The 13,358-nt window shown below is 66.1% G+C and carries 12 protein-coding genes and 4 tRNA genes; 9 read left to right on the top strand and 7 right to left on the bottom strand.

What is annotated here, in order from left to right:
* Positions 1-332: 332 nt before the first annotated feature.
* The 3 genes from AC07Z7_RS23740 to AC07Z7_RS23730 are packed head-to-tail and all read right to left on the bottom strand — an operon-like array spanning position 333 to position 2,464.
* On the bottom strand, positions 333-884 hold the full coding sequence (locus AC07Z7_RS23740; RefSeq protein ID WP_494767874.1) for a TPM domain-containing protein: 552 nt from the start codon (positions 882-884) through the stop codon (positions 333-335).
* The gene (locus AC07Z7_RS23735; protein ID WP_494767873.1) at positions 884-1,804 is read right to left on the bottom strand and encodes a TPM domain-containing protein; all 921 of its coding nucleotides are present in this window, start codon (positions 1,802-1,804) and stop codon (positions 884-886) included. Before AC07Z7_RS23735 ends, AC07Z7_RS23740 begins: the two co-directional genes overlap by 1 nt.
* A 45-nt stretch (positions 1,805-1,849) precedes the next feature.
* Complete coding sequence (locus AC07Z7_RS23730; RefSeq protein ID WP_494767872.1) at positions 1,850-2,464, bottom strand: LemA family protein; 615 nt, start codon at positions 2,462-2,464, stop codon at positions 1,850-1,852.
* A 293-nt stretch (positions 2,465-2,757) separates the two neighbouring features.
* Here AC07Z7_RS23730 and AC07Z7_RS23725 point away from each other — a divergent pair, with 293 nt between their 5' ends.
* The 3 genes from AC07Z7_RS23725 (at position 2,758) to AC07Z7_RS23715 (ending at position 4,835) form a co-directional block, all read left to right on the top strand.
* Positions 2,758-3,207, top strand: a complete 450-nt coding sequence (locus AC07Z7_RS23725; RefSeq protein ID WP_094285947.1) for a YybH family protein — start codon at positions 2,758-2,760, stop codon at positions 3,205-3,207.
* A gap of 70 nt (positions 3,208-3,277) precedes the next feature.
* Positions 3,278-4,291, top strand: coding sequence for a YheT family hydrolase (locus AC07Z7_RS23720; RefSeq protein WP_494767871.1), 1,014 nt, complete (start codon positions 3,278-3,280; stop codon positions 4,289-4,291).
* A complete protein-coding gene (locus AC07Z7_RS23715) occupies positions 4,284-4,835 on the top strand; it encodes a DUF2946 family protein (protein ID WP_494767870.1) in 552 nt (183 codons plus the stop codon). The genes AC07Z7_RS23720 and AC07Z7_RS23715 overlap by 8 nt, the downstream gene beginning before the upstream one ends.
* Before the next feature lie 251 nt (positions 4,836-5,086).
* On the opposite strand, the gene AC07Z7_RS23710 is transcribed toward AC07Z7_RS23715, so the two are convergent.
* The 4 genes from AC07Z7_RS23710 to AC07Z7_RS23695 all read right to left on the bottom strand — a co-directional run bounded on the left by AC07Z7_RS23710 (position 5,087) and on the right by AC07Z7_RS23695 (position 11,656).
* Positions 5,087-5,638 carry a c-type cytochrome gene (locus AC07Z7_RS23710; protein ID WP_094285941.1) on the bottom strand — a complete coding sequence of 184 codons (552 nt, stop codon included), beginning with the start codon at positions 5,636-5,638 and terminating at the stop codon, positions 5,087-5,089.
* Positions 5,639-5,789: 151 nt separating this feature from the next.
* Positions 5,790-7,220, bottom strand: a complete 1,431-nt coding sequence (locus tag AC07Z7_RS23705; protein WP_494767869.1) for an efflux transporter outer membrane subunit — start codon at positions 7,218-7,220, stop codon at positions 5,790-5,792.
* Positions 7,213-10,368, bottom strand: a complete 3,156-nt coding sequence (locus AC07Z7_RS23700; RefSeq protein WP_494767868.1) for an efflux RND transporter permease subunit — start codon at positions 10,366-10,368, stop codon at positions 7,213-7,215. The genes AC07Z7_RS23705 and AC07Z7_RS23700 overlap by 8 nt, the downstream gene beginning before the upstream one ends.
* 13 nt (positions 10,369-10,381) lie before the next feature.
* Positions 10,382-11,656, bottom strand: a complete 1,275-nt coding sequence (locus tag AC07Z7_RS23695; RefSeq protein ID WP_494767867.1) for an efflux RND transporter periplasmic adaptor subunit — start codon at positions 11,654-11,656, stop codon at positions 10,382-10,384.
* A 192-nt stretch (positions 11,657-11,848) separates the two neighbouring features.
* Between AC07Z7_RS23695 and AC07Z7_RS23690 the strand changes: the two genes are divergently transcribed.
* From AC07Z7_RS23690 to AC07Z7_RS23665, 6 genes are all read left to right on the top strand, one after another.
* Positions 11,849-12,499, top strand: coding sequence for a TetR family transcriptional regulator (locus AC07Z7_RS23690; protein WP_494767866.1), 651 nt, complete (start codon positions 11,849-11,851; stop codon positions 12,497-12,499).
* 136 nt (positions 12,500-12,635) lie between these two features.
* Positions 12,636-12,711, top strand: a tRNA-Arg gene (locus tag AC07Z7_RS23685).
* Between the two features lie 100 nt (positions 12,712-12,811).
* Positions 12,812-12,897: transfer RNA gene (locus tag AC07Z7_RS23680), tRNA-Tyr, on the top strand.
* A gap of 75 nt (positions 12,898-12,972) precedes the next feature.
* Positions 12,973-13,046 (top strand) — tRNA-Gly (locus AC07Z7_RS23675).
* Between the two features lie 62 nt (positions 13,047-13,108).
* Positions 13,109-13,183, top strand: a tRNA-Thr gene (locus tag AC07Z7_RS23670).
* Between the two features lie 74 nt (positions 13,184-13,257).
* A partial coding sequence (locus AC07Z7_RS23665) for a GTP-binding protein (RefSeq protein ID WP_029951219.1) occupies positions 13,258-13,358 on the top strand: 101 nt, incomplete at its 3' end.

Here is a 13,358-nt window from a genome sequence, read left to right as displayed (position 1 = left end):
ATTCCTGAACCGGGTTCGGTGAGTCGCCTTGCGGGTTCGGCTCATCGATGGGGTGAACTGTACGCCGATGGTGTTCAGAGAAAAACCACCGAGTCGCGAACTGACTGTTCTGGTATTGGAAACAATCAGTGCTCATTGGGGGTGAGCGCAGTGCAGAAATGGACCTCAGCGGCGGATGTTCCGGGCTCAGTAAGGAGAAACCCGGGGACAAACCCAGGACGCCAGAACAGCAACCCAGTGGATTGGCAGACCTGGGACTGCGGGTGGGAGTACTGCCACCCGCGGCGTGGCAACAATCGGCGGAGCTGTTGGCTTGCTGGCGCCGCCAGGTGCTAAGCCCTTGACGGCCCCACCGGTGTGTCCGGAAGTTCGTTGGCCTGGTGGGTATCGCCCGGGCGGGGGAAATGCCAGGCGAGGCGCTGCGAGACGGCATCAATGGCCTGGATCAGGCCCTCTTCGTACTGCAATTGCTGGAAATGGGTGGACATCTGCCGCACCAGTCCTTGCCATTCCTGAGGGGGGATATGTCGTGCCAAGCCCCGGTCCGCCACGATTTCGATGGCATGTTCTGGCATCAGCAGGTAAATCAGCACGCCGTTGTTGTGCTCGGTGTCCCACACCCGGTACTTGCTGAACAACATGATGGCGCGTTCGCGCGGGCTGGCTTGGCGGCGCAGGTAGCTCCAGGGCAGGCTGGCCTCGGCCACGACCCGGATTTGGCCCGTGTGCTGCTGTTCGCTGGCGCTCACGTGCGCGCCCAGACGGTGCAAGACCTGTGGCGACAGGGCGCGGCGGGAGGCGGCTTCGGTCCAGCGGTGCTGCGCCAGGCGCCGCAGGGCGCGCAGTGTGCCCAAAAGAGGTTTGCTGCCATTGCTGCTGCCCATCACCAGTCCCCCGAGGCGCCGCCGCCACCAAAGTCGCCACCGCCGCCGGAGCTGAATCCTCCGCTGTCGCTGCTGTTGTAGTCGCCACCACTGCTGCCGTGCCCCCAGCTCCCGGACGACCCACCCCCATGGCCCAGCGCCACTGGTGCGCTGCTGCCCCCGAAGATCCAGGTGTAGAGCAGCGCAATCACCCCCGCCCCGATGGACAGCAGCAGGCTGGCGGTGAACACAAACGCCAGCACGCCCACACCACCCCCCACCAACAGCCCACCCAGCGCACTGCCAAAAAAGCTGCGCGCCAGCGGGCCGGCCACCATCACGCCAAAGAACAGGAAGATGGCGAAATCAGTCCAGTCAAACACGCTGTGGTCGTTGGTGCCCTGGGGCGTGTGCCCGGCTTCGGGTGGCGGGGGCAGGGCTTCTGCGCCGATGCGCGCGGCGAGTTGTGTGGCCGCTGCGCTCAGGCCGCCCGCGTAGTCGTTCTGCTGAAAGCGCGGCTTCATCGCGCTGTCGATGATGCGCGCGGCGGCGATGTCGGGGATGGCCCCTTCCAGCGCCTTGGCCACCTCGATGCGCATCTTGCGGTCGTTCTTGGCCACCAGCACCAGCACGCCGTCGCCCACACCCCGGCGCCCGATCTTCCAGTGGTTGCCCACGCGGTTGGCATAGGCGGCAATGTCTTCGGGCGCCGTACTGGCCACCATCAGCACCACCACCTGCGCGCCCCGGGTCTGCTCCAGCGTGGCCAGCTGGGATTCGAGCGACTGGGTGTCTGCCGCGCTCAGGGTGCCCGTCTGGTCGATGACGTGGCCGGTGAGCGGCGGGATGGGTTGCAGCGCGCCCTGAGCCCATGCGCAAAAGGGTGTAAATGCTATAAATAATATAGCTGTCAGCGCCCGTCCAATGCGCGCAAGAAGCATATTTTCTTCAGATTTCTGCTGTGAACAGGGGTGCAGCCAGGAGCATCAGGGCTTGGCTTTGGAGCCGCCAAAGTCCACCGTGGGGGGCACGCTGATCTGCGCCTCGTTGGCCACGGTGAAGCTGGGCTTGGGGGCGTAGCTGAACGCCATGGCCGTGAGGTTGGTGGGGAAGCTGCGCGCGAGCACGTTGTACTCCTGCACCGTCTGGATGTAGCGGTTGCGGGCCACGGTGATGCGGTTTTCTGTGCCCTCCAGCGTCACGCGCAGGTCGCGAAAGCCCTGGTTGGCCTGCAGGGTGGGGTAGCGCTCGGACACCGCCATCAGCCGCGACAGCGCGCCCGACAGCTCGCCCTGGGCCTGCTGGAATTTGTTGAACGCCTCGGGGTTGTTCAGGGTTTCGGGCGTGACCTGGATGGCCGTGGCCTTGGCACGGGCCTCGACCACGCGGGTCAGCGTCTCCTGCTCGAAATTCGCCTCGCCCTTCACGGTGGCGACGATGTTGGGCACCAGGTCGGCGCGCCGCTGGTACTGGTTGAGCACCTCGCTCCAGGCGGCCTTGGTCTGTTCGTCCAGCCGCTGGAAGTCGTTGTAGCCGCAGCCGCCCAGGGCCAGCGTCGCCAGCAGCAGGGTGCCAAGGGCAAGGAAACGTCGCATCGTCATCATCATGGGGACCTGCCAAAAAAGGAGAATGGGCCGAATGTGCCAGAAACCCGGCCGCACGGGGAGCCGGGCCGCGTAACGCAGCAGACTCGCCCGGCAAGGGCCGCTGGGCGACTGCCATGAGATTCCCGGGAGATCGCGAACCGACACCACGGCCGTGGCCAACCAAAGCCCTCGGTCATCGCAGTGTGCGCGGCCTACCGGAGGCGGGCTGAACGCACAATAGCCGTCTGGCCTGTTGTGCCTCTGTGGCCTCTTCTGCCGATCCATCTCCACCATCACCCGGAACGACCATGCCCCGCGCCCGCTCCAAAGCTGCCACCCTGGGTGGCTCGTCGGATGAAACCGAATCAGCGTTCTACGAAGCCCTGCAGCGCGGCGACATCGACCTGCTGATGTCGTGCTGGGCGGATGAGGACGACATCGTCTGCGTGCACCCCGGCGGGCCACGCCTGCTGGGCGCGGGGGCGATCCGTGCGGCTTTCGAGTCCATGTTCGCGAACGGCACGGTGCGCGCGCGTCCGGTGCAGGTGCACCGGGTGGTGGCGCTGTCGAGTGCGGTGCACAGCGTGGCCGAACAGGTGGAGGTGATGCTGCCCGATGGCCTGCACCAGGCGGTGGTGCTGGCCACCAACGTCTATCACAAGACCCCGGAAGGCTGGCGCATGGTGGCCCACCATGCCAGCCCCGGCGTAGCGCCCGACGCGCAGGTGGTGGCGGCCCAGCGACCCGTGCTGCACTGAGACCAGCAGGAGAGGGAAAAATTTTGAGCTTTTTTGTGCCTCTGCGCGCGATGGTATTGTCCTGATAGCTATGAAATATGTAGCGCCTCGTTGGCTGCCCGGGGGGCAGCTCCAGACCATCTGGCCTGCGTTGTATTCCCGCCGGGTGCTGGGCCCCCGGCCCGAATACCGCCGCGAGCGCTGGGACACGCCCGACGGCGATTTTGTGGACGTGGACTTCCTGCAGGACGGCATCGACGCCCGTGTGCCGCGCCCGTTGCTGGTGGTGTTCCACGGCCTGGAGGGCTCCTCGCGCAGCCACTACAGCGAGGCCTTTGCAGACCTCGCGCGCCAGCGCGGCTGGGCCTGCGCGCTGCCGCACTTCCGGGGCTGCAGCGGCGAGATCAACCGCGCGCCGCGCGCCTACCACTCGGGCGACCATGCCGAGATCGGCTGGATGCTGCAGCGGCTGCGCACCGCCCACACCGGGCCGCTGATGGCGGCTGGGGTGTCGCTGGGCGGCAATGCGCTGCTGCGCTGGGCGGCTGAAGTGGGCACGGACGCCGCGCGCAGCGCCGACGCCGTGGCCGCCGTGTGTTCACCCATCGATCTGGCAGCGGGTGGGCACGCCATCGGGCGCGGCTTCAACCGGCAGGTCTACACCCGCATGTTCATGCGCACCCTGGTGCCCAAGGCGCTGCAGAAGCTGGCCCAGCACCCGGGGTTGTTCGACCGCCAGGCGCTGCTGGCCGCGCGGGACCTGTACGCCTTTGACAACGTGTTCACCGCCCCGGTGCATGGCTACCGCAACACCGAGGACTACTGGCTGCGCGCCTCGGCCAAGCCGCTGCTGCACCAGATCCGCATCCCCGCACTGGTGGTCAACGCCCGCAACGACCCGTTTGTGCCCGCCGCGAGCCTGCCCGGGGCGCACGAGGTGGGCCGCTGCGTCACGCTCTGGCAACCGGCGCACGGCGGGCATGTGGGTTTCCCGCGCGGGCGCCCGCCCGGCCATGTGCGCGCCATGCCCGAGGCCGTGGGCGGCTGGCTGGCCGAGCAGGCCGGGGCAGGGGGCTACCAGGGAGGACAATCGGGCCATGGATGACATCGTCAAACAGGCCCTGGCCAAATGGCCCAATGTGCCGGACTGCTATGGCTGGCTGGGGCTGGACGCGCGGGGGCGTTGGTACCTGCGCGACGATGCCACGCAGGCGGCAGGGCCCTTTCCGCAGAGCAGGGGGCAGTTGCTGGAGCACGGCAAGCTCATTGCTTTCATCGCCCGCAACTACGAGTCCGATGCCGAGGGGCGATGGTTCTTCCAGAACGGCCCCCAGCGTGTGTATGTGGAGCTGGAAGCAACGCCCTGGATCTGGCGTGTTCAGCCCGATCTGACCTTGCTGTCCCAGACGGGCCAGGCGGCAGAAGGGGGCGATGCGCTGGTGGACGCGCAGGGGCGGCTGTACCTGGCCACCGCCCTGGGCGTGGGCCTGGTGCACAGCATGGATGTGGCCCTGGCCGCCGAGGCGGTGGAGTCTGGCCGCTGGCCGCTGCAGGAGGTGTTGGCCAGCGACCTCCCAACCCGGTACCGCTATGTGCCCAGCCCGCAGGCGTGGCGTGCGGGGCGGTTGGAGGTGGGTGAGAGCCGGTGAACGCCGGTGAACGCCGGTGAGCGCCGGTGAGCGCCGGTGAGCGCCGGTGAGCGCCGGTGAGCGCCGGGGTGGGGCCCTGGGCCGCGCCCACAAAAAAGCCGACGCATGCGTCGGCTTTTTGATTGGAGTGAGGCACCAGCCACCACCGCCTGTGGGGCCCCTGACCGCCGCTCTGTGAACAGCTGACAGTCGGCTGGGAGCTGCTCGCCACCACACCGGTGGCTGAGCGACGGCCGGGAGGGGTTGCCGGATCAGCGCGAAGCGGCGGGGGCTGCTGCCGCTGCAGCAGCATCGCCACCGGCGGGCGCAGGGGCAGCGGGTTCGTCGAACTTGCCGCCACTGGCGTTGGCCATGTAGGCCACAGCGCGGGCGATTTCGGTGTCGTTGAAGTCACCACCACCTTGGGGGGCCATCGCGCCCTTGCCCTTCAGTGCGGACTGGACCAGGGTTTCGAAGCCGGTCTTGATACGGGCCGACCAGGCAGCCGCGTCACCCACCTTGGGGGCACCCGCTGCACCCGACGTGTGGCAGGCGGTGCACTGGGCCTTGAAGACTTCTTCGCCACCTTTGAGGGGGCGGTTGGCGTCACGCACTTCCACCATGCCCACCTTCTGGATGCGCTCGGCGATGGCCTTCTCAGGGTTGACGGCGCCAGCAGCGGGCTTGTCGGCAGACGTCACATAAAGGACCAGGCCGATGATGGCAAAGATCGGGATCACGAACGAGAAAAAACCTGCCAGCAGCAGCTGCTTGGGGGTCTTGATGGGGCCGGTGTGCGCTTCTTCGTGGTGGTTGTCGCTCATGACGTCCTCTGGTTATCGGGGGGCTTTGATGAAATCAACCTTAAATTATATCTACGCCCCCGGGAACTTCGGCTGCACGCCCGGCCCGAGGGGGCCGGTGTCGCCCGCACGCAACCCGCCTTCGGGCCAAGGGACGCGCACGGGCAGCGCTTCAGGAGCTGGGCTGCGCGGGCGCCGGGCCGCCGCCGCCCAGGGCCTTGTACAGCGCCACCTGGTTTTGCAGCTGTGCCAGCCGCACCTGCACCACGGCCTGCTGGGCCGTGAACAGGGAGCGCTGGGCGTCCAGCAGGTCCAGGTAGCTGGACACACCATTGCGGTAGCGCAAGTCGGCCAGCTGCAGGCGCGCACTTTCGGCCTCGGCCTGCCGCTGCTGGGCCACGGCCTGTTCGCCCAGGGTGGCTTGCCCTGCAAGGGCGTCCGAGACTTCGCGGAACGCGGTCTGGATGGCTTTTTCATACTGCGCGACCGCAATGCTGCGGCTGGCCTGTGCACTTTCCAGGTTGGCCTGGTTGCGGCCCGCATCGAAGATCGGCAGCAGCAGCGACGGCGCGATCGTGAAGCCCCAGGATCCGTTCTTGAACAGCCCGGACAGCTCGCCGCTGGCCGTGCCCGCCTGCGCTGTCAGCGAGATGCGCGGGAAAAACGCGGCGCGTGCGGCGCCAATGTTGGCGTTGGCGCCCACCAGTTGCTGCTCGGCCTGGCGGATGTCGGGCCTGCGGGTGAGTAGCTCCGACGGCAGGCCTGCGGGCAGCGGGGCCATGGCGGGTGCGTTGACGAGCCGGCTGCCGGTCAGGCTGGCTGCGATCTCGCTGGGCAGAGACTGGCCCAGCAGCAAGGCCAGGGCGTTTTCGTCGAGTGCGCGCTGCCGCTGCTGCTGCGCCAGCGTGGCGCGGGCAGCCTGGGTGAGGGATTCGGCCTGGCGGAAGTCCAGCTCCGAAGCCACGCCGGCATCCAGCCGCATCTTGGTCAGCCGCACCGATTCTTCGCGCGAGGACAGGGTCTGGCGCGACAGGTCCAGCAGCTCCTCGTCGGCCAGCAGCGCCAGCCAGCCGTTGGCCACCGCCGCCACCAGGCTCACCTGCGCGGCGTTGCGGCCTTCTTCGGTGGCGAGGTATTGGGCCAGGGCCTGTTCCTTGAGGCTGGCGAGGCGGCCGAAGAAGTCGATCTCCCAGGCCGAGATGGCCAGCCCGACGCTGAACGAGTTGGTCAGGTCGCCACTGCCCGAGGCGGGCGCGCGGCTGGCATTGGCGGCCAGGCCCACGCCCGGGTACTGGTCGGCCCGGCGCACCTGGTAGGTGGCGCGCGCCTGCTCGACGTTGAGCATGGCCACGCGCAGGTCGCGGTTGTTGGCCAGCGCGGTCTCTATCAGTTGCTGCAGCCGGGGATCGGCAAAGTAGTCTTGCCACGACGCCGTGGCGGTCGGGCCCTGGGCGGCACCCGCTGCAGTAGCAGGCGCCATGGCATAGGTGGTGGGCACCGGCGCGGCGGGACGCTCATAGGTGGGGATGAACGAGCAGCCCGCGAGCAGCAGCGCAGCCGCTGCCGCCGTGAGCGCGAGAGGGGTGCTGCGGGGATCAATCATGGGTTCCAACTCCTGCTTCTTCTGCGTGGCGGCGGTTCATTTCTGCCTGGCGCGCGCTGCCCTTGAACAGGCTGCGCACCACCACGAAGAACACGGGCACAAAAAACACGGCCAGCACCGTACCGGTGACCATGCCACCCAGCACGCCGGTACCGATGGCGCGCTGGCTGGCAGAGCCTGCGCCCGAGGCAATGGCCAGCGGCAGTACGCCCAGCCCGAAGGCCATGGAGGTCATGATGATGGGGCGGAACCGCAGGTGGGCGGCGGCCAGCGCCGACTCGATCACGCCCTTGCCCTGGGCCTGCAGGTCCTTGGCAAATTCGATGATCAGAATGGCGTTCTTCGCCGACAGACCAATGATGGTGATCAGGCCCACCTGGAAGTACACGTCGTTGGCATAGCCCCGCATCAGCGTGGCCAGCAGCACACCCAGCACGCCCAGGGGCACGACCAGGATCACCGCCAGCGGGATGGACCAGCTTTCATACAGCGCGGCCAGGCACAGGAACACGGCCAGGATGGCGAAGCTGTAGAGGATCAGCGATTGGGCGCCCGCGAGCTTTTCCTCGCGCGACTGGCCGGTCCATTCGAAGCCGAAGCCTGCGGGCAACTGCTTGGCAAGTTTCTCCATTTCGGCCATGGCGGCACCGGTGCTGTAGCCGGGCGCAGGTGCGCCCGAGATGCGCATGGCCGGATAACCGTTGTAGCGCACTGTCTGCTGCGCGCCGTTCACCCAGCGGGTGGTGGCAAATGCCGACAGCGGCACGGGCTTGCCCTGGCTGTTGGCGGCATTGATCTTGAGCAGATCGTCCGGCTGCATGCGGGCCGGTGCGTCGGCCTGCACCACCACCCGTTGCAGACGGCCCTGGTTGGGGAAGTCATTCACGTAGCTGGAGCCAAGTGCGGTGGACAGCGCCGAGTTGATCGCGTCGAACGGCACACCCAGCGCGTTGGCTTTGTCGCGGTCGATGTCGATCTGCAGCTGGGGCGCGTCTTCCAGGCCGTCCGGGCGCACTTGCGTGAGCACCTTGCTTTGCGAGGCCATGCCCAGCAGCTGGTTGCGCGCCTGCACCAGGGCCGCGTGCCCGGCGCCGCCACGGTCTTGGAGGCGGAAGGTGAAGCCGCTGGCGTTGCCAAGTTCAGGGATGGGCGGCGGGCTCAATGGAAAGATGAACGCATCGCGGATACTCATCAGCCCACCAAAGGCGCGGTTGGCCACATCCTGCGCCGATTGGCCTGGGCCATGGCGTTCGCTCCAGTCCTTGAGGGTCACAAACGCCAGTGCAGCATTCTGGCCCTGGCCAGAGAAGCTGAAGCCCAGCACGCCGACCATGCTTTGCACTTCGGGCTGCTTGAGGATGAAGCCTTCGACCTGCTCCATCACGGCCAGCGTGCGCTCCTGGGTGGCCCCTGGTGGCAGTTGCACGTTGACGATGATGTTGCCCTGGTCTTCGCTCGGGAGGAACGAGGTAGGCAGGCGCATGTAGACCACGGCCACGGCGCCCACGATGGCGGCGTAGATGACCAGATAACGCGCGGCGCGCTTGAGCATGCGGGCCACAAAACCTTCATAGCCCTTGGCGGTGCGTGAAAAGCCCCGGTTGAACCAGCCGAAGAAGCCGGTCTTTTCGTGGTGGTGGCCCGCTTCCACGGGCTTGAGCAGCGTGGCGCACAGCGCAGGCGTGAGCGACAGCGCCATGAAGGCCGAGAAGCCGATGGAGGCCACCATCACGGCCGAGAACTGGCGGTAGATGTTGCCGGTGGAGCCCGCAAAGAACGCCAGGGGCACGAACACCGAGATCAGCACCACCGTCACGCCGATGATGGCGCCCGAGATCTGGCGCATGGCCTTGCGCGTGGCCTCCAGCGGCGACAGGCCTTCTTCGCTCATGATGCGCTCGACGTTCTCGACCACCACGATGGCGTCGTCCACCACGATGCCGATCACCAGCACCATGCCGAACATGGTCAGCACGTTGATCGAGAACCCGAGCGCCAGCAGCGTGGCGAACGTGCCCAGCAGGGCAATGGGCACCACGATGGTGGGGATGATGGTGTAGCGCCAGTTCTGCAGGAACAGGAACATCACCAGGAACACCAGGGCCACGGCTTCGAACAGGGTCTGCGCGACCTGCTTGATGGAGATGTCCACAAAGCGCGAGCTGTCGTAAGGAATGCTCCAGCCCATGCCCTCGGGGAAGTAGCGCGAGAGTTCATCCATCTTGGCGCGCACAGCCTTGGCGGCTTCTAGCGCATTGCCACTGGGCGACAGCTGCACGCCAATGCCCACGGCGGGCTTGCCGTTCAGGCGTGCGGCCGTGGCATAGGCCTGGCCGCCCAGCTCGACGCGTGCCACATCCTTGATGCGCACGGTGGAGCCATCGGTGTTGGCGCGCAGCACGATGTTGCCGAACTGCTCCACGCTGCTGAGCTGGCCATTGACCACCACGGTGGCAGCAATGCCCTGGCCTGCGACGTTGGGCAGGTCGCCAATCGTGCCGCTGGCCACCTGCGCGTTCTGGGCGCGGATGGCGGCGGTGATCTCGGCGGCCGAGAGGTTGAAGCTCATCATCTTGGCCGGGTCGATCCAGATGCGCATGGCGCGCTCGGTGCCAAACAGCTGGGCCTGGCCAATGCCCTGGAGCCGCTGCAGCTCGGGCACGATGTTGCGCGAGGCGTAGTCGCCCAGGGCCACGGTGTCGGTCGCTGGGTTGGAAGACGACAGCATGGTGAACAGCAGGAAGTTGGAGCGCGACTTGTCCACGCGCACGCCCTGCTGGGTCACCGCCGAAGGCAGGCGGGGGGTGGCACGCGACAGGCGGTTCTGTACATCCACCTGCGCCAGGTCGGCGTTGGTGCCGGGCTGGAAGCTCAGGGTGATGCTGCCCGAGCCGTCCGCCTGGGCCACCGACTCCATGTAGATCAGGCCGGGTGAGCCGTTCATTTCGCGTTCGATGACGGATAGCACACTGTCCTCCAGCGTCTGCGCGGAGGCACCGGGGTAGGCGGCATTGATGACGATGGCGGGCGGGGCCACCGGCGGGTACTGGGCGATCGGCAACTGCGTGATCGCCACGCCGCCCATCACCATGATGAACAGGGCGATCACCCATGCAAAGATGGGGCGGTCGATAAAAAATTTGGCCATGCTGGGGTGCCCCTTATGGCTTGGCGGCAGAGGCCGGTGCGGAAGCGGGGGCCGCTGCCGGGGCGGCGGGTGCTGCGGCCGCACCAGGTGCCTGCCATGGGACGGGTTTTACTGGCGTACCTGGCGGCAGCATCTGCAGCTTCTGGAAGCCATCGACCATTACCTTTTCGCCCGCCTTGAGGCCGTCAAGAACGACCCAGCGGTTGTTTTGCGCGGCGCTGATCTTGACGGTGCGCGGGGCCACCTTGCCATCGTCGCCCACCACGCTGACCGTGTCGCCCTGCTGGGTGCGGGTGACCGCCTGCTGGGGCAGGGTGATGGCGTTGCTGGCCTGTGCTTGCTCGATGCGCACCCGCAGGTACAGGCCGGGCAGCAGCTCGCCCTTGGGGTTGGGCACTTCGGCGCGCAATGTGACCTGGCCCGTGGTGGCATCGACCGACAGGTCGGTGAACAGCAGCTTGCCGGACTGGGCGTATTCCGTTCCATCCCCGAGCACCAGTTTGACGCTGGCGGCTTCGGTGTTGCCAGCGCGTTTGAACTGGCCACTTTCCATCGCGCGGCGCAGCTGGAAGACATCGCTGGCCGATTGGGTGAAGTTCACGTACACCGGGTCGATCTGTTGCACCACGGCCAAGGCGGTGGCCTCTCCCTGCCCGACCAGGGCGCCTTCGGTCACCAGCGCCCGGCCAATGCGGCCTGCAATGGGCGAGGTCACGCTGGCATAGCCCAGGTTGATGTCGGCCGTGCGCACCGCCGCCTTGGCGGCCGCCACGTCGGCCTGCGCCTGCTTTTCCGCCGCTTCGGCGTTCACAAAGTCTTGCTTGCTGATGGCGTTCGCGCTCACCAGCGGGCGATAGCGCTCGACCTGGGCGCTGGCCTGGGCGAGGTTGGCCTGGGCCTTGGCGAGGGAGGCGCGGGCGCTTTCTGCTGCGGCGGCGTAGGGCGCCGGGTCAATGCGGAACAGGGGCTGGCCTGCCTTGACATCGCTGCCTTCCTTGAACAGCCGCTGCTGCAGGATGCCGGCCGCGCGGGCACGGACCTGCGCCACGCGCGAGGCCTCGACGCGGCCGGGCAGCTCCGTCACCAGCCCGACATCGCCGGGCGTTGCGGTGACCACGCCGACCTCCACCGGAGGCATTTGCGGCCCACCCGCAGCTGCCTGGCCATCGGCTTTGCCGCAGGCAACCAGGAGCGCAGCAGCGGCACTGGCCGCCACAAGAGTGAGTGTTTTGCGGCTGTAGGCCAAGGAAAGGGGCGGGATGGCGGATGCGTCACGCAGTTTGGGCATGAGAGTCCTTTTGATCGGCGTCAAGAAATGGGTTTGTAGGGGATGGGTTGCCTGCCACAGGCGGCCCAAAACAAGAGCCCGACAAAACAAGTACTCAATTATACATACAAACATGAATGTATAATTACCATGGGCGGATGTCGGAGTGATGCCGCTGGCGGGTGGAGTGCCCGAAAGAGGAGACACAAAGTTATGGCGCGTCGAACCAAAGAAGATGCGATTGCTACGCGCAGCAGCCTGATTGATGCGGCTGAGAGGGTTTTTTGCGAAAAAGGGGTGGCGCGGGCATCGCTGAGCGACATTGCCCAGGCTGCGGGTGCCACCCGGGGGGCCATTTACTGGCACTTCAAGGACAAGGTGGATCTCTTCGGCGCCATGATGGACCGGGTGACGCTGCCGCTGGAGCAGGGGTTTGGGGCGCTGGAGGAGAGCACCTGTCCGGATCCTGTGGAGCGGCTGCGTGCGGTGCTGGCGCTGGTGTTGCACGGGGTGGCGTCAGACGAGCGAACCCGCAGGGTGTTCGAGATTGCGCTCTACAAGGTCGAATACGTGGGAGAGCTGATTGGCGTGCGTGATCGGCACATCGCGGCCTCGGATGGCTTTACCAACCAGTTGGCGCGCGACTTTGAGTTGGCTGCCCAGGCGCAGCGCGTGGTTTTGCCGATGACGCCGGTGGAGGCTGCGGTGGGGTTGCATGCCCTGTTCGATGGATTGATCCGCAACTGGATTCTGGGTGGCGGGGCGTTTGATCTGGAGCGTGTGGGGCGGGTCGGTACCGATGCGTTCCTGGTGGGGTTGGGCTTGGCCCTGCCGGTTGCTGCGGATCTTGGGGTGGCTGGATAGCGGTTTTATGGTGTCTGGGTGGTGGGCTGGTTTGGGGTGTTCTGGTGGTTGTGGTGTTGTGTTGTGTTGTTTGTTGGGTTGTTTCCAATTGGGGGCGGCTGCGTGCGATAATTCAAGGCTGTACCGGTTCAGTCCAGCGGCTGTAGCTCAGTGGATAGAGTATTGGCCTCCGAAGCCAAGGGTCGTGGGTTCGATCCCCGCCAGCCGCGCCAGTGATGTTTGCCGCCGTGTGTCCTGCTGATGGGGTGGCTGTGCAAATTTCTGGAATTTTTCTGGACTGCAAAAAACTGGTGCTATAATTCGAAATTCTCCGGAGGGGTGCCCGAGTGGCTAAAGGGGGCAGACTGTAAATCTGTTGGCTTACGCCTACACTGGTTCGAATCCAGTCCCCTCCACCAGTAAGTGGTAGTGTTGAGAGTGATGCTTGATTCCGCCTTGGTGTGGTGTTAAGTGCGCAAAGGTCGTTGGCCGATGCGGGAGTAGTTCAATGGTAGAACCCTAGCCTTCCAAGCTAATGACGCGGGTTCGATTCCCGTCTCCCGCTCCACTGCTAGTTTGTTCTGGTTTGTTGAGATAGAAATTTTGAGGTCGCGCAAGCGGCGTCAAGTTGCCCATGTGGCTCAGTGGTAGAGCACTCCCTTGGTAAGGGAGAGGTCGCGGGTCCGATTCCCGCCATGGGCACCACTTTCAGGTGCGTCCGGATCTGGTTGCGCCGAGATCCTGTTGTGTTGATGTAGATTTTTTTCGGAGTCGGAAAAATGGCAAAAGGAAAATTCGAGCGTACCAAGCCCCACGTGAACGTGGGCACGATCGGTCACGTGGACCATGGCAAGACGACGCTGACGGCAGCCATCGCCAC

This window comes from Acidovorax sp. GW101-11A03 (assembly GCF_059424825.1).
This window is presented reverse-complemented; position numbering and strand designations above follow the sequence as displayed.